Below are 15,903 nucleotides of genomic sequence, written 5' to 3'. Positions count from 1 at the left end.
GTGTGCGCGCCGCACCGCATGCGCCTGCGTGACCTGCCGGCTCCCTGATCCGGACGACAGGGTCTAGCGGACTCCCGCCGCGTCCAGCAGGGCCGTCACCGTGGTCGTGGCGAGTGCGTCGTCCAGGTGTTCCACCCGGGCGCCGGCGCGTGCGCTGGCGCCGTCGAAGACCAGCAGGAGCTGGCGGGCGAGCAGCTCGGGATCCCGCGCGCCGCCCCGCTCCGCCTCCTCGCGGAAGGCGCTCAGCAGGGTCTCCTTGGCCTCGCGGGCGACCACGCTCGCCGGATGCTCGGGATCCTTCACCTCGACCAGCACGGCCAGGTAGGGGCAGCCGTGGTACTCGGGTTCCACGGAGCCCTTCTCCAGTTGTCCGAAGACGTACAGGATCCTCTCGCGCGGGGTCGCGGACGCTGGATCCGGGTGGGTCAGCCGGGCCTGGTACGCCGGCATCCGCCGCTCCAGGCTGGCGGCCAGCATGTCGTCCTTGCTCTCGAAGAGCTGGTACATCGACCGCTTGGAGACGCCCGCCTCCCGGCACAGCGCCTCGATGCCGATGGACACACCGTCGCGGTAGGAGAGCCGGGCGGCGACGTCGAGCAGCCTGTCACGGGGCGACGCCTTCTGTGTGCTGGTCATACCGCGAGACTACCGCGACGCCGGCACGGAGGATACCGATCGGTGTACACCATGGCGCGGAAGCTGAACAAGCGCTTAGATAGGAGATCGGAAGCCGTTCCTCCCGGACCCTGTCCCCGACCCCGCCGGAGGCCCCGTTGTTCACGTCCGTCGACGACGTCTCCGCCCGCCTCGCCGAGACCGGCTATCTCGCCTCCCCCGCCGTCGCCACGACCGTGTTCCTCGCCGCCCGGCTGGGCAAGCCGCTGCTGGTGGAGGGCCCCGCCGGGGTCGGCAAGACCGAGCTGGCCAAGGCCGTCGCCCAGGTGGCCGACGCCCGGCTGGTCCGGCTCCAGTGCTACGAGGGCGTGGACGAGTCCCGGGCGCTGTACGAGTGGAACCACGCCAAACAGCTGCTGCGCATCAGCGCGGGCCGCGGCGAGAGCTGGGACGAGAGCCGTACCGACATCTTCACCGAGGAGTTCCTGCTCCCCCGCCCGCTGCTGACCGCCATCCGCGGCGACGAGCCGACCGTGCTGCTCATCGACGAGACCGACAAGGCCGACGTCGAGATGGAGGGGCTGCTGCTGGAGGTGCTCAGCGACTTCCAGGTCACGGTCCCGGAGCTGGGCACGGTCACGGCGACCCGCCGCCCGTTCGTCGTCCTCACCTCCAACGCCGGCCGCGAGCTGTCCGAGGCGCTGCGCCGCCGCTGCCTGTTCCTGCACATCGGCTTCCCCGGGGAGGAGCTGGAGCGGCGGATCGTACGGCTGAAGGTGCCGGGCCTCGGCGCGGCGCTGACCGAGTCGGTGGTCCGGGTGGTCGGGGCGCTGCGCGCGATGGACCTGCGCAAGGTGCCGTCCGTCGCCGAGACCATCGACTGGGCCCGCACCCTGCTCGCCCTGGGCGCCGGCACGCTGGACGAGACCGTCGTACGGGACACCCTCGGGGTGATCCTCAAGCACCAGGACGACATCCAGAAGGCGGCGGCCAAGCTCGACCTGGACGCGCTGTGACCGACGTCGCGGACCGGATCACCGGCCTGGCCGCGGCGCTGCGCGCGCACGGGGTGCGGATCGGCACCGGGGAGACCGTGGACGCGGCCCGGGCGGTGGAGGCGCTGGGCCTCGCGGACCGGGAGCGCCTGCGTGAGGGGCTGGCGGCGACGCTGCTGCACGGACCGGGCCAACGGGCCCTGTTCGACCCGGTCTTCGACCTCTACTTCCCGCGCGGAGTCGGCGGTCCCGAGGACGCTCCCCGGGACCGGGAAGCCCTGCGCGACCGGCTGGCCGAGGCGCTGGCCGCCGACGACCGGGCGATGATGGCCCGGTTGGCGGCGGAGGCGGTCGACGGCCTGGGCGGGTACGGGAGTTCCCCGGGCTCGGACGGCTGGTCGGCGTACCAGACCCTGGACCGGCTGCGGCCCCAGACCCTGCTGGCCCGGGTGCGGGCCGACGTCCGGGGCCGGGACGGCAACGGCGGCGCCGGGTTCGCGGACCGGCTGCTGGACGACGAGATCCGCCGCCGCATCGAGGAGTTCCGGCGGCTGGTGGGGGCGGAGGCCCGGCGCCGGGTGGCCGAGCGGCGGGGGCGGGACGAGATCGCGCGGCGGGGTGTGCGGCCGACCGCCGACCGGGTCGACTTCCTGATCGCGAACCGGGAGCAGCTGACCGAACTCCGCCGCGCGGTCCAGCCGTTGGCGCGGAAGCTGGCCACCCGGCTCGCCGCGCGCCGCCGCCGGGCCGCGCGCGGCACGATCGACCTGCGCCGCACCCTGCGCTCCTCGCTGTCCACGGGGGGCGTGCCGATGCGGCCGGTGCTGCGGCGGCGCCGCCCGGTCCGGCCCGAACTGGTGCTGCTCTGCGATGTGTCGGGCTCGGTGTCCGGATTCTCGGACTTCACCATGCTCCTCGTGCAGGCGCTGCACGACCAGTTCGGCAAGGTGCGCGTGTTCGCGTTCGTCAACCGGCTCGACGAGGTCACCGGCCTGCTCGACCACGGCCGCGCCGACCCCGACGGGCTCAGCGCCCGCATCCGCGCCGAGGCCACGCTCACCGGCTGGCACGGCAGCAGCGACTACGGCGTGGCGCTGGGCGAGTTCGCCGAGCGGTACGGCGGTGCGGTGGGTCCGCGTACGACGGTGTTCGTCCTCGGTGACGCCCGCACGAACATGAGCGACCCGAACCTCCCCGCCGTACGCGAGCTGGCCCGGCGGGCCCGGCGCGTCTACTGGCTCAACCCCGAGCCGCACGACCGCTGGGGCACCGGCGACTCGGCCGCGCCCGCGTACGCCGAGCTGGTCGAGATGCACGAGTGCCGCACGGCGGCCCAGCTCAGCGCGCTGATAGCGGGCCTGCTGCCGGTGTGAGGCGGGGCACGTGACCCTGACCGGCTGATCCGCTCCGCGCACGGATCACGGGCCTTGCCGGTATGACGCGAGGTGCCCCGCCGTGATCGACTGACCCCACGCCGACACCGACTCAAGGACGTCCCCATGACCCACCCGCCCGTGCCGCTGGGCACCTTCCCCACCCCTCTGGAACCGGCGCCCCGGCTCGCCGCCGCGCTCGGGCTCGGGCCGGAGGACCTGTGGGTGAAGCGGGACGACCTGACCGGCCTGGGCGGCGGCGGCAACAAGATCCGCAAGCTGGAGTGGACGGTGGGCGCGGCCCTCGCCGAGGGCGCCGACACGCTCGTGACCACCGGTGCCCCGCAGAGCAACCACGCCCGGCTGACCGCCGCCGCGGGCGCCCGGCTCGGGCTGGACGCCGTCCTCGTCCTGCGCGGCACCCCGGGCGCCTCCCGCTCCGGGAACATCGCCCTGGACGGCCTGTTCGGGGCGCGGCTCGCCTGGGCGGGCGAGGTGGACCAGGCCGGGCTGGACGCGGCGGCGGCCGAGGTCTGCGCGCGTCTGCGGTCCGAGGGCGCCCGTCCGGCACTGATCCCGTTCGGCGGCTCCGGCGCGCTGGGAGCCAGGGGGTACGTACGCTGCGGCACGGAGCTGCGCGAGCAACTGCCGGGCCTGCGTACGGCGGTCGTGGCCCTCGGCTCGGGCGGCACGATGGCCGGGCTGGTCGCGGCCCTGGGCAGCGGGTCGGTCCTCGGCGTCGACGTGGGCGCGCTGACCGACCCGGCCGCGGCGGTCGCGGAGTTCGCCGCACCGCTCACGGCGGAGGCGGTCACGCCGGACACCCTGCGGATCCGCCGGGACCAGGTGGGCGCCGGCTACGCGACCCTGACCGCCCCGGTACGCGAAGCCCTCCGCCTCGCCGCCCGCACCGAGGGCCTGGTCCTCGACCCCGTCTACACCGGCCGCGCCCTGGCCGGCCTGCACGCCGCGGTCCGCGACGGCACCGTCCGCCCGGGGGAGCGGACGGTCTTCCTCCACACCGGCGGCCTGCCGGGCCTGTTCGGCCACACGGACACGATCGCCTTCGCGGAGGAGGGGGCGCGGGTCTTCGACGTGTAGACCGACTCCGCCGGACCGCTTCCGGGGCGGCCCGGCGGGGCAAGGAGACGGGCGGACGGATTCGGCGCGCGGCTAACCCTTGGCGTACTCGTTCGCCATCGTCCCGGCGAAGTCGTACAGCACGACCTGCTCGTCGCCGACCACCCAGGCGTCGTGGCCGGGCGGGAGGACGAAGACGTCGCCGGGGCCGATCTCGCTCTCGCCGCCGTCGTCCATGCGGATGTGCATCCGGCCCCGCACCACGTACCCGTTGTGGTGGACCATGCAGCTCTCGGTGCCCGCGATCGGCGCCACGCTCTCCGACCAGCGCCACCCGGGTTCGAACGTGCCCACCGCGAAGTCGAGCCCGGTCAGGTGGAGGGCTTCGAGGTGGCCGCGGGGGAAGTCGCGCCGTTCGTCCGGCTTCTCGACCGTCTTCACTTCCAGCATGACGGTGTCCTCCCTTCCGGCCGCTGACCGCGGCCGGGGCCGGCCTCCGCCCCCCGGCGGCCTCGGACGGCACCGGCGCTGCGGCGGCGGCCGTACCCCACAGCACCATCGTCGGCCCCGCAACCCCGCATCGCCATCCAGGGAGCAGGGGACAACGATGTCAGCAGCACCGGCCGACGGCCCGTGGACAGGTCACTGATTACCCTGGCACGGTGACAGCCGGCGATCCACCGTCGATCGCGACGGACGACCTCGACGACCCGCCCCTGCGCCCCCTGCCCGAGCGGGCCGCCCTGCTGCTGGAGCAAGTCGACGCACCACCACGGCTGGTGGCCCACCTGCGAGCGGTGCACGATGTCGCGGCACAGCTCCTGGCGTGGGTACGACCGCGCTGTCCGCGGCTGGAGCTGAACGCGGAGGCGGTGCTGTTCGGTGCCGCCACGCACGACATCGGCAAGGTCCTGCACCCGGCCGAGCTGTCCGGTCCGGGCGCGCGACACGAGGCGGCGGGACGGGAGTTGCTGCTGGAGCACGGTGTGCCGGCCGGCCTCGCCCGGTTCGCCGGCACCCACGCGTCCTGGACGGCTCCCGGGACCGGCGCGGAGGACCTGCTGGTGAGCCTGGCCGACAAGGTCTGGAAGAACAAGCGCGTCCCGGAGCTGGAGGACCTGGTGGTGGCGCGGCTGGCCGAGGCCGACGGACGGCCCGCCTGGCGGTGGTTCATGGAGCTGGACGAAGCCCTCACCGCCGTCGGGGAGGACGCGGACCGTAGGCTGGCGTACCAGATGTCCCACCCTCTCGGCCGAAGGTGACCATGTTCGCGCCCCCTCTAGGTGCCGACGGCGCCCAACTGTGTCCTCTCCATCCCTGGCAGGCCGCGGAGTTCCTCGCCCACGTGGACCGGGGCCGGGAGTTCATCGGCCGGTTCAACGGACTGCCGGACGTGGTCACGGATCTCGCCGCCGGCCGGGCGTTCCTGGAGGCGTACGCCGAGAAGGAGGCGGCCGACGCGGGGCTCATCCGGGCGATCCGCCTCGACGGCACCCTGGTGGGGGCGGTCATCCTGCGCCGGATGGACGTGCCGCAGGGGACGGCGGAGGCGGGCTGCTGGCTGGAACCGGCCGCGGTGGGCCGCGGTCTGGTGACCCGGACGGCACGCCTGCTCATCGACTGGGCGATCCGGGAGCGGGGCATCCACCGCGTCGAGTGGTGGGTGTCGGCCGGCAACGCGCCCAGCATCGCGGTCGCCCGCCGGCTCGGCATGCGCAAGGAGGCCGTGCTGCGGGAGAGCTACCTCCACCGGGGCGAGCGGCACGACGAGGAGATCTGGTCGGTCCTGGCCCCGGAGTGGACGGCCGGCCCGGGAGCCACCCCGTCCTGACGACCCCGTCCACCCGCCTACCAGCTGCGCGCCGCCCGCAGCAGGAGGGCACGAACGCGGGCCACGTCGGGGTTGTCGGAGGCGCCGGGGCGCTGGACGAGGAAGCCGGTGTTGATCGGCGGGTCCTCCGGTTCCAGCAGCGCGACGAGCGCGCCGGAGGCCAGGAGGTCCTGGCACAGATAGCGGGGCAGCACGCTGAACCCGGCGCCGGCGACCACGGCCGCGAGCACCCCGCGCAGATCGGGGACGGTCACGGCGGCGGTACGCGACAGACGCCGGCCGAAGACGTGCCGCCAGTACCGGCGGGCGATCGGCAGATCCTCGGCGTAGGTGATGAGCGGAACCTCGTGCAGCACGGCGGGGTCGAAGGAGCCCGGCGCGGCGAACGACCGCCCGCCGGCGTTCCGCCCGGTGGGCCCCTGGGCCTCGGCGCCCCGCATGGTGGGCCCTTGACGCTCGGTGGCCTGCATGGCGGGCCCCAGACCCTCGGCGTCCCGCCCGGCGGATCCTTGACGCTCGGCGCCCTGCCCGGCGAGCCCTTGGTCCTCGGCGCCCTGCCCGGCGGCCCCTTGATTTTCGCTGCCCCGCAGGGCGGATCCTTGACGCTCGCTGCCCTGCCCTGCGGACCCCAGACCCTCGGCGCCCGGCCGGGCAGACCCCACACCCTCAGCGCCCAGCCCGGCCGGGCCCTGTCCGGGGACCTCGTCCTCGGTCTCCGATGCGACGACCCCGTCGGTGTCCGTATCCCGCACGGCAACCCCACGCCCCTCGGTCTTCCGCCCGGCGGCCCCCTCTCCCCCGTTCTCCCGAGCAGGTCCGCGCCCCAGCAGCCGCTCGGCCCAGATCGGGGCCGCGACCAGTACGAACTCCTCGTCGGTGAGCGGGACGGCGTGCACCGTACGGCCGCGTGGGCGGGTGGTGGCGATCACCAGATCGTGGCGGCCGGCCCGCAGTTCGTCCAGCAGCGGATCGGTCAGCCCGGTCGCCACCCGCAGCCGTACGCCCTCCGCGATCAGCGGCGCGAGGGCCGGCAGGGCCCGGGTGCACAGGAGTTCCGCCGGGCCGGCCAGATGGACGGGCTCGGCTCGGGCCCCGGCCTGCGGGGTGGGACCGGCGACGACGGCCAGCTCGTCCAGGGGCGCGGCGATCCGGGCCGCCAGCTCGTCGGCCACCGGGGTCGGCGTCACACCGCGCGGCAGCCGTTCGAACAGCTCCCGGCCGGTCTGCCGTTCCAGTGCGCGCATCTGCGTCGTCACCGTGGGCTGTGACAGTCCGAGCAGCCGGGCGGCGCCGGTGAAGGAACCGGAGCGGTACACCGCGAGGAAGGTGCGCAGCAGGTTCAGGTCGAGGGAAGCGGGGGAAGCGGTCTCCACGGGTCCGAGTATGGCTGCCGCGTATTCCCCGGCCGCCATAGGAAACCCAATGTCAGCCATTCGGTGCTTCATTGGATGCCTATGGGCCGACTCGCCTACGTTCGTTCTCGCAGGCCCGAACCGCCGCATCCGCGGCCCCGAGCCGCCTGTGGACGCAAGCCTTCTGGAGAGAGAACCCCATGTCGAAGATCCTGTTCGTGATGACCGGCGCCGATCACTGGACGCTCGCCGACGGCACCGCGCACCCGACCGGCTTCTGGGCCGAGGAGGCCGTGGTCCCCTACCGGGCCGTCAAGGCCGCCGGTCACGAGGTCGTCGTCGCCACGCCGGGCGGCGTGGTGCCGCCGGTCGACCGGGCGAGCCTGGCCGCCCAGGTCAACGGCGGCCAGGAGAAGGCCGACGAGATCGCCCGCGCGCTGGAGGAGATGACCGAGCTGCGGACGCCGGTGAAGCTCGCGGAGGTGGACCTCGCCGAGTTCGCCGCCGTGTTCTACCCGGGCGGGCACGGCCCCATGGAGGACCTGGCCGTGGACGCCGAGTCGGGCCGGCTGCTGGTGGCGGCCCTGGACTCGGGCAGGCCGCTGGCCGTGGTCTGCCACGGTCCGGCCGCCCTGCTCGCCGCGGTCCGCTCCGACGGCGGCAACGCCTTCGCCGGCTACCGCGCGGCGGCCTTCACCAACGAGGAGGAGACCCAGGGCGGTCTCGCCGGACAGGCCAAGTGGCTGCTCCAGGACCGGCTGACCGAGGCGGGCGTCGAAGTGCGGGCGGGTGAGCCGTGGGCGCCGCACGTCGTGGTGGACCGCAACCTGATCACCGGCCAGAACCCGGCCTCCTCGGCCCCGGTCGCCGAGGAACTGCTGAAGCACCTGGGCTGAGACCCCTCGGGCCGGGGTGGACGGTCGCTCGCGAGTGGCGGGAAACGGGTGGCGGAAAATTCGCCGGACGTCACCCGCAACCTCGCCCGGGGTCGGACGTCTGTCGGGGTGGAGGCCTCCACCCCGTCCAGTTGTCCGACCCTGAGCGACCGAAGGAACACATGTCCGTACACCGTGCCCCGCGCCCGAACCGCACCCACCGGCTGCGCGCCGCGCTGGGGGTCTCCGCCGTAGGCGCGGCCCTGGCCGTCGCCGGCACCCTGACCGCCCAGGCGGCCCAGGACGACGGCCCGGCCGCGACCGACAGCCGCCCCGCCCACCCCACGGCCCACTCCCAAAGTGCCGCCGCCCCGGCCCCGGCCCCGGCGCGTGACCAGGCGCCCCCGTCCCCGGTCCCGTCGCCGGTCCGTACGGGAACGCCGTCCCCGGTCCCGTCGCCGGTGCGCACGGGAACCCCGTCCCCCGTCCCCTCCCCCGTACGCACGACGAGCCCCGCACCGGCACCGGCCACGCCTTCCCCGGTGCCCGCCACCCCCGGACCGGCCGCCCCGAGCCCGGTGCCGTCCACCGCTGCTCCCGCGCCCCAGCACCCGGCACCCGCTCCGGAACACGCGCGTCCGGCGCCCGTACCGCACCACCGTCACGCCACGCCGGCACCGGTTCCGCAGCAGCACTGAGGCAGGGCCGGTGCGGGGGAGCCGTCGCGCGGCGGCTCCCCCGCACCCGGCTCCGGGAGATCCATGACGACAGCGACACCACCGGCGACGGCCGTGCCCTGGGAGCGGCCCGCGTCCTGGCGACGCCTGACAGCAGCGCTGCGGGCCCGCCTCCTCGCCCGCACTCGCGCGGGTACGACACAGGCCGCGCCCGGCACCGAGCCACGTACCGGCACCCGGACCACCGTGGAAGCCGGGCGGCCACCGGGCATCGAGGAGTTGTACCACCACCGCCGGCTGTCCCTGGTGCGCCTTGCGGTGCTGCTGGTGGACGACCTGCCCACGGCCGAGGACGTCGTACAGGACGCGTTCACCGCGCTGTTCCGGCGGCACGGGCACCGGCTCGCGCGGCTGGACGACCCGGAGGCGTATCTGCGGACCAGCGTCGTCAACGCGGCCCGCTCGGTGCTGCGCCGGCGCAGGACCGCACGGGCGCACACCCCCGTCCCCGAGGGGCACGCGCCCGCCCCCGAGGAGGACGTGTTGCTGCACGAGGACCACCGGGAGGTGCTGGCGGCGCTGGGCACGCTGACCCGGCGGCAGCGGGAGGTGCTGGTGCTGCGCTACTGGTCGCATCTGACCGAGGCCGAGATCGCGACGACGCTCGGTCTGTCGCGCGGTGCCGTCAAGTCCACGGCCAGCAGGGCGCTGGACGCCCTGGGCCGACGTCTGGAGGGGCTGCGATGAACGAGTCCGGTACGGGGAGCACGGCGACGCCGGTGGAGGAGCGGCTGCGGGCCGCACTGGCCGCGCGGGCGCACTCCGTCGGCCCGGCCGACCTGCGGCCCCTGCGCCCGCCGACCGGGCCGGTGCGGTCCCGGCGGGTCCTGGTGCGCCGGGCGGTGGCGGGCGTGCTGGTCCTGGCCGCCGTGGCCGCGCTGGTGTTCCTCTCGGTGCGCCGGGAACCGGCCCGTCCGGTCGAGCCGGCCCGGTCCCCGCATCCACCGATCGGCACCCCGTCCCCCGTCCCGAGCCCGGTGAGCCCGTCCACGCCCCAGCCGTCCCCGAGCGCGCGACAACCGTGAACCCACCCGCGCGGCTCCTCCACGAGGGAACGCGGGGCGCTGGGCGCTGGGCCGGGCGGCATGACCTGTGGGTGACGAAGCCGCCGCCCCGGTCGGCAGCCGGCGCCTTCACCATTCCCACCCCTGACTGCGTCGAGCGCACAAAGGCGTCGAACAGGAGTCCCTCGTACCCCGATATCGACGCCTCCTCGAACAGCGCGTCCACCCACGCGAGTTGGACGTTGAGGAGATGAGGCGCCGCGCCCCGGCTTGCCCGGCGGCAGGATGCCGCCGGGTCGCCGTCCACCCGGTCGTGCGACGACCCGTCCCGCGCACGACCACATTCCTCGGGCACCGAGGTTGACACCCGGGAAACGACCTTCATACCCTCTTCCAGGAATTCGAACGGTATTCGATATACCGAACAACTGTCTCTACCGCTGCAAGGCAAGGCTTGCGCGCGCCGGCTCCGCTGGTTCCACTCATGCACCCGCACCGCACGTATCTCCGGAACGCCACGGTCGGAGCAGCGTGGCGTCCGTTGTCGCAGAGGAGACTGTCATGTCGGAACTCCCCCGCCGCGATGTCCTGCGGTTGACCGCACTCACCACCGCGATACCGGCGTTCCAGGCTCTGTTCCCGACGGCGGCCGGCGCGGCGACACCCACGACGCCGAACGAGCGGCCGGAACTTCCGCAGCCGGCGCCGTGGAGGGCCACCGTCTCCCCACGCCCACGCCCACGCCCACGCCCACGCCCTCGTCCTGGATCGTCAAGCCCTTCGACCACACACGTGTGACGCTCGCACCGAGCCTCTTCACCGAGAACCGCGACCGGGTCCTGAACTTCCTGCGCGCCTACCCGGCCGATCGCATGCTCGCCGTCTTCCGCACCAACGCGGGACTGGACACCCACGGCGCCCAGCCACCCGGCGGCTGGGAGACCGCGGACGGCAATCTCAGGGGCCACTACGCCGGGCACTACCTCAGCGCCCTCTGCCTCGCGTACGCCGGAACCGGCGAGCAGGTCTACAAGGACAAGGCCGACCACATGGTCGGCGCGCTCGGCGAGTGTCAGGACGCACTGGCCGCGCTGGTCGGCACGGACGACCCCGCGGCGCCGAGCCGCGCCGGCTACCTGGCCGCGTATCCCGAAACGCAGTTCGCGCTGCTGGAGCAGTACGCCACCTACCCCCGGATCTGGGCGCCCTGGTACACCTGCCACATGATCATGCGCGGCCTGCTCGACGCCTACCAGCACACGGGCAGCGAGCGGGCGTTCCGGATCGTCCAGGGCATGGGCGACTGGGCGTACAGCAGGCTCGGCCACCTGCCCAGGACCCAGCTCGACCGGATGTGGAAGATCTACATCGCGGGCGAGTACAACGCGATGCCCGTGGTGATGGCCGACCTGTACGCCCACACCGGCGACGAGAAGTACCTGACGACCGCCAAGTGCTTCGACAACACCTACCTGTTCGAGGCCGCCGTGGCCGACCGGGACACCCTCGACGGGGAACACGCCAACCAGCACATCCCCCAGTACCAGGGGTACTTGGAGATCTACGAACAGACCGGGGAACAGCAGTACTTCACCGCCGCCGGCAATTTCTGGGACATGGTGGTACCGCACCGCACATATGTCGACGGCGGCATGGCGGGTTCAGGGGAGATGTTCGGTGCCCGGGACGTCATCGCCGCGACCATCCAGCGGGACAACGCCGAGACCTGCTGCGTGTACAACATGCTCAAACTGAGCCGAAGCCTGTTCTTCCACACGGCCGACCCGAAGTACATGCAGTACTACGAGCGGAGCCTGTACGGCCAGATCCTCAGCTCACGACGGAACACATCGAGCGACACCGACCCGTTGCTGACCTACTTCGTACCGGTGAATCCGGGCGCCCGGCGGTCCTACGGAAACCTCGGCACCTGCTGCGGCGGCACGGGGCTCGAAACCCACGCGAAGTTCCAGGACTCCGTCTACTTCAGCTCCACGGACGGGTCCACCCTCTATGTGAACCTCTACCTCGCGTCGACCCTCGACTGGCCGGAGCGCGGGCTGACCGTCACCCAGTCCACCGACTACCCGACCGACCCGGCCGGCACCAGCACCTTGACCATCACCGGGAACGCACAGCTCGACCTGAGACTCCGTGTCCCCTACTGGGCCGAGCGCGGCTTCACCGTACGGCTCAACGGAGTCCCGCAGCCCGTCGCCGCCGCGCCCGGCACCTACGTCTCGCTGAACCGGCGCTGGCGGACCGGGGACCGGGTGGAGATCGCCGCGCCGTTCACCCTGCGCATCGAACGCGCTCCGGACGACCCGGCGACCCAGGCCGTCGCCTACGGCCCCCTGCCGCTCGTGATCCGGAGCCCGGCCACGGAGTACCAGAACCTCACTCTGTACCGGGACTACCCCCTCAGTCGTGACCTGAGCCGGGTGATCCGCCCCACGGGGGAGCCGATGACGTTCACCGCTGACGGCCTGACCCTGGCCCCCTTCCACATCAACACCACCGCGAGCTACCACATGTACTTCAAGCGCGCCGAACCCGCGATCGTCTTCGGCGCCACGGACACCGGTGTCGAGAACCGCACCAACAGCGCGGGACTGACATTCCTCGACGAGGTATGGGATCGGGGCCCGTTCCGCAACCGGGGCGGACTGGTGCGGGCGGTGACCGACGTCGCCGACGAACGCACCGCCGCGGGAGACCTGACGCAGACCCAGCGCCGGGTACTGATCGAAGCCGCAGCCCGAGCGCAGTTCCCCTCCTGACCCTGTGCGCCGGACGCGCCCTCGGCCGAAGGTCCCGACGACTCGGCCCACGCATCCGGCGCGGTCGTCCGGGTCGTCGGACGTTCTGCCGCCCAACTGCTCCCGGTACGACGCCGGCAGAGCGGCACCGCCCCCGATGTCGGTCGCGGGGTCGTCGCCCGCTCGGCCGTGGCCGACGTACTCCGGATGCGAGGCGGTGCGGCCCATGGCACATTGGGTGTGAGGGCCGTGCGCCAGGCCCTGTGGCCGCCGGTGCCCGAGGACTTCGGATGACACCGCTCAGCAGGTCATCACTCGTACCGTTGTCGCTGTCGCGGTCACGTCCCGGCTCAAGAACTGTGGGTATGGGTATGCACCGAACGCACTCGCTTCGTTACGCGGCTGTCGCGGCCGGCGTCTCGTTCGCCGTCTCCGCGCTCCTCCCGACACACGCCTACGCCATGGGTCTGCCGACGGCAGCAGCCTCGTCGGCCGCTTCCAAACCCACCATCGTGCTGGTCCACGGCGCCTGGGCCGACGCCTCCAGCTGGAACGGCGAGGTCAAGATCCTCCGCGGTGAGGGCTACCAGGTACGTGCCATCGCCAATCCCCTCCAGAACCTCACCACCGACTCACAGACGATCGCCGACTTCCTCAAGACGGTGCGCGGTCCGGTGGTGCTCGTCGGGCACTCCTACGGGGGAAGTGTCATCACCAACGCCGCCGCGGAGACCAAGAACGTCAAGGCCCTGGTCTACGTGGACGCCGCCGCGCCCGCCGTCGGCGAGACCAACGGGTCCCTGAGCGGCTCCAACTCGGCACTGAACGCGCCACCCAGCACGCTGTTCGACACCGCCGCATACCCTCAGGCGCCGTCCGGGGCGAAGAACCTTTATCTCAAGAAGAACATCTTCGTCAGGGACTTCGCCAGTGACCTGCCCACCAACCAGGCCGAGAACCTGTGGGCAACGCAGCGGGCCGCCTCGACGGCCGCGTTCAACACGCCGTCGAAGCACGCGGCCTGGAAGACGATCCCGTCCTGGTACTTCATCAGTTCAGGCGACCGGATCATCACCCCGAAGTCGGAAGAGCGCATGGCTCGTCGCGCCCACGCGAAGACGACCGTCTTCCGGGGCGGGTCACACCTGACCCTGATCTCGCACCCTGACGCGGTGGCCAAGGTCATCAGCACAGCGGCCCGCTCCGTCGGCTGACCCGTCACTCCCACCAGTGCGCCTGGGCCCTGGGGGTGAGGACGATCAGGCGTGCCCGGCGCGGGGTGAGGCGGGGGGCTGGGAGAGGACGGGTGGGACGAAGGCCTCGCGGCGTGCGCGCCAGTACCGCTCGGTGTCCGGGCCCTCGGGGGAGCCGACGCCAGTCTCCGGCAGGTACTCCGCCACCTTCCACGTGTACTGGTCCGGCCTGGCGCCGGAGGCGTCCGCCGCCGCACGCAGGTAGAGCGGGACCACTTCGGCGCGCATCCGCTCCTGGCCCACGGCTGCCGCGACGTGGGCGCGGGACGGCACGTCGCTCCCCAACGTGAAGTGCGCGATCCCGAGGTGCAGGAACGCGTCGAGAACGGCCCGCAGGTACTGTCCGGTGCCCGATCCGTTGTCGGCGGCCGGGTCGAACACGGCCAGCGCGGCGTCGGCCTCGCCGCGCAGCGCCAGGGCCCGCCCCTCCGCGACCAGCTCGTCCACCCCCGCGGGGCGGACCGGGCGGCCGGCCCGGCCGCACTCGGCTTCCCATGCCCGGCGTTGTTCGACCACGAGCGAGGCGAAGGACAGGTACGCGTCGCTGAGGAGGCCCCAACTCGACCAGGTGTAGGCGGCCCACGCGCCGCCCTGTCTCGTGCCCTTGTCCCGCGAGGCAGGGGTCTTCGGATGCGCGACCGGTAGTGGTCGCCCGCCAGGTGCAGGACCGTGTGCGGCAGGTCGTCATCCGCGCCCTCGACGGTCGGCAGGTATGCGGTGAACGAGCCGCCGTCACGCACCGCCGTGACCTTCACGTCGAAGGAGCACGCGGCGAGCGCGGGCAGCACATCGTGGAGATCACACCGGGCACGCTGTGCGTACGGGACGCGCAGGTACCGCGCGAGTTCTCCTACCGGACCGGTACACGGGCCCAGGTACTGCTGGTGCCGTCCGAAGCGCTGGCCGACGCGGGGCTCGGTCAGTTGCCGGCACTCACGCTCGTGTCCCCGAACACCCCCGAGGCGCGACTGTTGCCGCGGCAGCTCCATCTCATCGGCGAGACACGCGGCGGGCTGGGTCCGGCAGGCGTCCGCGACACTCGGCAGTCTGTGTCGCAGTTGCTCGGGAAGCACACTGTCTCCGCCGTAGCGGCTCGATGGCACTTCGCCGATATGAGTCATTTCAGCCGGACCTTCAAGCGGCACTTCGGCGAGACACCCAGCTCGCTCGCTCACTGACGCGCTGAAATCGCCACCGGCTACGACGGGACTGCTGGTTGGCTGTGTAGGCGCAGTACCGGATCCGGAGACGAGCGCCGTCGGCCGAGCTCGGTCCGCCGGCGTCGAGGCAGCGGCCGGACTGAGGGTTCCGCAACGCGTGGCGGACCATGCCGTAGGTCCACAGCTGGACCGGGTTTCCGGTCGACCGTGCCGCCTTCGGCGTCGTGGACGCACTTGCCGCCATAGCCCGGTGACTGGTCCAGTGGGTGCTGTCGGGGACGCCGGTCGCCAGCCCCGTAAGGCATGGCCGAGCCGGGAATGTAGCCGCGGATGTCGACCGCGACGTAGTTGTCAGAAGTCCGCCCTGTCGGCAAAGGGCTGGCACATCGGCAGATTGCAGATGCGGTTGTCCTCGTCGACCCAGCCGCCCGTGAAGGGGCTTGCTGGTATCGCGAACGCCACTGCGGCGCTTTGGAGGCGGAATGCGCGTCGCACGCGGCTCGGCCGCCGGCCACTGAGGCGCCGCAGCCCGTCTCCTTGTGCTCCGGGCCTCAATTGGGAGCGATGTCCAAGAAGCGACCCAAGTCGCCCGCTGCTCGGCCATGACGGCGGCAGAGTCCAGCAGGAATGATCAGAAGAACTCACTGGCCGCTATCGGCTAGTTGCCCCGCACGCCCCTGCCGTACGGCGACAGGCGGCCGACAACATCGCAACAGGGCACACATCGGAAGAAGTACGGGAAGTGCAGCGCCAACCGTATGAATCTGAAGGCCACGGGACGGGAAGTGCGCGCATTCCGGCGTAACCTTCAGGCGCTGAGTTCCGGGCCGCGCTCACGCTCATGCCGAAGCGGCTCACTCGGCGGTAAG

Annotated in this window: 15 protein-coding genes and 2 pseudogenes; 12 read left to right on the top strand and 5 right to left on the bottom strand. The window is 72.7% G+C overall.

From position 1 onward, the window contains the following. Positions 1-63: 63 nt before the first annotated feature. Positions 64-636, bottom strand: coding sequence for a TetR/AcrR family transcriptional regulator (locus tag IE294_RS17975; protein WP_189887230.1), 573 nt, complete (start codon positions 634-636; stop codon positions 64-66). A 137-nt stretch (positions 637-773) separates the two neighbouring features. On the opposite strand from IE294_RS17975, the gene IE294_RS17970 reads away from it, so the two are divergent. From IE294_RS17970 to IE294_RS17960, 3 genes are all read left to right on the top strand, one after another. After that, on the top strand, positions 774-1,631 hold the full coding sequence (locus tag IE294_RS17970) for an AAA family ATPase (protein ID WP_189887229.1): 858 nt from the start codon (positions 774-776) through the stop codon (positions 1,629-1,631). Continuing rightward, on the top strand, positions 1,628-2,983 hold the full coding sequence (locus IE294_RS17965; protein ID WP_189887228.1) for a vWA domain-containing protein: 1,356 nt from the start codon (positions 1,628-1,630) through the stop codon (positions 2,981-2,983). Before IE294_RS17970 ends, IE294_RS17965 begins: the two co-directional genes overlap by 4 nt. Positions 2,984-3,109: 126 nt before the next feature. Beyond that, positions 3,110-4,084 (top strand): D-cysteine desulfhydrase family protein, encoded by a 975-nt coding sequence (locus IE294_RS17960; RefSeq protein WP_189887227.1) that lies wholly within the window; start codon positions 3,110-3,112, stop codon positions 4,082-4,084. Between the two features lie 72 nt (positions 4,085-4,156). On the opposite strand, the gene IE294_RS17955 is transcribed toward IE294_RS17960, so the two are convergent. Next, positions 4,157-4,513, bottom strand: coding sequence for a cupin domain-containing protein (locus tag IE294_RS17955; RefSeq protein ID WP_189887226.1), 357 nt, complete (start codon positions 4,511-4,513; stop codon positions 4,157-4,159). Between the two features lie 212 nt (positions 4,514-4,725). Here IE294_RS17955 and IE294_RS17950 point away from each other — a divergent pair, with 212 nt between their 5' ends. Both IE294_RS17950 and IE294_RS17945 read left to right on the top strand, forming a co-directional pair. Next, complete coding sequence (locus IE294_RS17950) at positions 4,726-5,325, top strand: HD domain-containing protein (protein WP_189887225.1); 600 nt, start codon at positions 4,726-4,728, stop codon at positions 5,323-5,325. A gap of 2 nt (positions 5,326-5,327) precedes the next feature. Beyond that, positions 5,328-5,894 carry a GNAT family N-acetyltransferase gene (locus IE294_RS17945; protein ID WP_189887224.1) on the top strand — a complete coding sequence of 189 codons (567 nt, stop codon included), beginning with the start codon at positions 5,328-5,330 and terminating at the stop codon, positions 5,892-5,894. Between the two features lie 17 nt (positions 5,895-5,911). Here the strand turns inward: IE294_RS17945 and IE294_RS17940 are convergent. Continuing rightward, positions 5,912-6,277, bottom strand: a pseudogene (locus tag IE294_RS17940) (LysR substrate-binding domain-containing protein); the annotation flags it as partial. A gap of 414 nt (positions 6,278-6,691) precedes the next feature. Beyond that, positions 6,692-7,306: pseudogene (locus tag IE294_RS17935) on the bottom strand (LysR family transcriptional regulator); the annotation flags it as partial. Positions 7,307-7,446: 140 nt separating this feature from the next. Between IE294_RS17935 and IE294_RS17930 the strand changes: the two are divergent. The 6 genes from IE294_RS17930 to IE294_RS17905 all read left to right on the top strand — a co-directional run bounded on the left by IE294_RS17930 (position 7,447) and on the right by IE294_RS17905 (position 13,835). Further along, positions 7,447-8,142, top strand: a complete 696-nt coding sequence (locus IE294_RS17930) for a type 1 glutamine amidotransferase domain-containing protein (protein ID WP_189887223.1) — start codon at positions 7,447-7,449, stop codon at positions 8,140-8,142. Positions 8,143-8,303: 161 nt separating this feature from the next. Further along, positions 8,304-8,819, top strand: a complete 516-nt coding sequence (locus IE294_RS17925) for a hypothetical protein (protein WP_189887222.1) — start codon at positions 8,304-8,306, stop codon at positions 8,817-8,819. Between the two features lie 63 nt (positions 8,820-8,882). Next, a complete protein-coding gene (locus IE294_RS17920; RefSeq protein WP_189887221.1) occupies positions 8,883-9,545 on the top strand; it encodes an RNA polymerase sigma factor in 663 nt (220 codons plus the stop codon). Then, positions 9,542-9,883 (top strand): hypothetical protein, encoded by a 342-nt coding sequence (locus IE294_RS17915; RefSeq protein WP_189887219.1) that lies wholly within the window; start codon positions 9,542-9,544, stop codon positions 9,881-9,883. Before IE294_RS17920 ends, IE294_RS17915 begins: the two co-directional genes overlap by 4 nt. Before the next feature lie 773 nt (positions 9,884-10,656). Next, positions 10,657-12,642, top strand: coding sequence for a beta-L-arabinofuranosidase domain-containing protein (locus IE294_RS17910; protein WP_229917203.1), 1,986 nt, complete (start codon positions 10,657-10,659; stop codon positions 12,640-12,642). 344 nt (positions 12,643-12,986) lie between these two features. Next, positions 12,987-13,835 (top strand): alpha/beta hydrolase, encoded by an 849-nt coding sequence (locus tag IE294_RS17905; protein WP_229917202.1) that lies wholly within the window; start codon positions 12,987-12,989, stop codon positions 13,833-13,835. 45 nt (positions 13,836-13,880) lie between these two features. Here the strand turns inward: IE294_RS17905 and IE294_RS17900 are convergent, their stop codons facing one another. Then, positions 13,881-14,390, bottom strand: a complete 510-nt coding sequence (locus tag IE294_RS17900) for a hypothetical protein (RefSeq protein ID WP_189887215.1) — start codon at positions 14,388-14,390, stop codon at positions 13,881-13,883. 155 nt (positions 14,391-14,545) lie between these two features. On the opposite strand from IE294_RS17900, the gene IE294_RS17895 reads away from it, so the two are divergent. Further along, positions 14,546-15,052 carry a helix-turn-helix domain-containing protein gene (locus IE294_RS17895; RefSeq protein ID WP_189887212.1) on the top strand — a complete coding sequence of 169 codons (507 nt, stop codon included), beginning with the start codon at positions 14,546-14,548 and terminating at the stop codon, positions 15,050-15,052. Positions 15,053-15,903: the final 851 nt, after the last annotated feature.

Source organism: Streptomyces canarius (assembly GCF_014650735.1).
GTDB classification, from domain to species: domain Bacteria; phylum Actinomycetota; class Actinomycetes; order Streptomycetales; family Streptomycetaceae; genus Streptomyces; species Streptomyces olivaceoviridis.
Note: the sequence above shows the minus strand (reverse complement) of the source record. Positions and strands in the feature narration are given on the sequence as shown.

What these genes read in the sequence shown, in the direction of transcription:
- IE294_RS17925 (WP_189887222.1), top strand. Translation starts at nt 8,304, where the DNA reads ATGTCCGTACACCGTGCCCCGCGCCCGAACCGCACCCACCGGCTGCGC.
- IE294_RS17920 (WP_189887221.1), top strand. Translation starts at nt 8,883, where the DNA reads ATGACGACAGCGACACCACCGGCGACGGCCGTGCCCTGGGAGCGGCCC.
- IE294_RS17945 (WP_189887224.1), top strand. Translation starts at nt 5,328, where the DNA reads ATGTTCGCGCCCCCTCTAGGTGCCGACGGCGCCCAACTGTGTCCTCTC.
- IE294_RS17955 (WP_189887226.1), bottom strand. Translation starts at nt 4,513, where the DNA reads ATGCTGGAAGTGAAGACGGTCGAGAAGCCGGACGAACGGCGCGACTTC.
- IE294_RS17915 (WP_189887219.1), top strand. Translation starts at nt 9,542, where the DNA reads ATGAACGAGTCCGGTACGGGGAGCACGGCGACGCCGGTGGAGGAGCGG.
- IE294_RS17930 (WP_189887223.1), top strand. Translation starts at nt 7,447, where the DNA reads ATGTCGAAGATCCTGTTCGTGATGACCGGCGCCGATCACTGGACGCTC.
- IE294_RS17975 (WP_189887230.1), bottom strand. Translation starts at nt 636, where the DNA reads ATGACCAGCACACAGAAGGCGTCGCCCCGTGACAGGCTGCTCGACGTC.
- IE294_RS17905 (WP_229917202.1), top strand. Translation starts at nt 12,987, where the DNA reads ATGGGTATGCACCGAACGCACTCGCTTCGTTACGCGGCTGTCGCGGCC.
- IE294_RS17960 (WP_189887227.1), top strand. Translation starts at nt 3,110, where the DNA reads ATGACCCACCCGCCCGTGCCGCTGGGCACCTTCCCCACCCCTCTGGAA.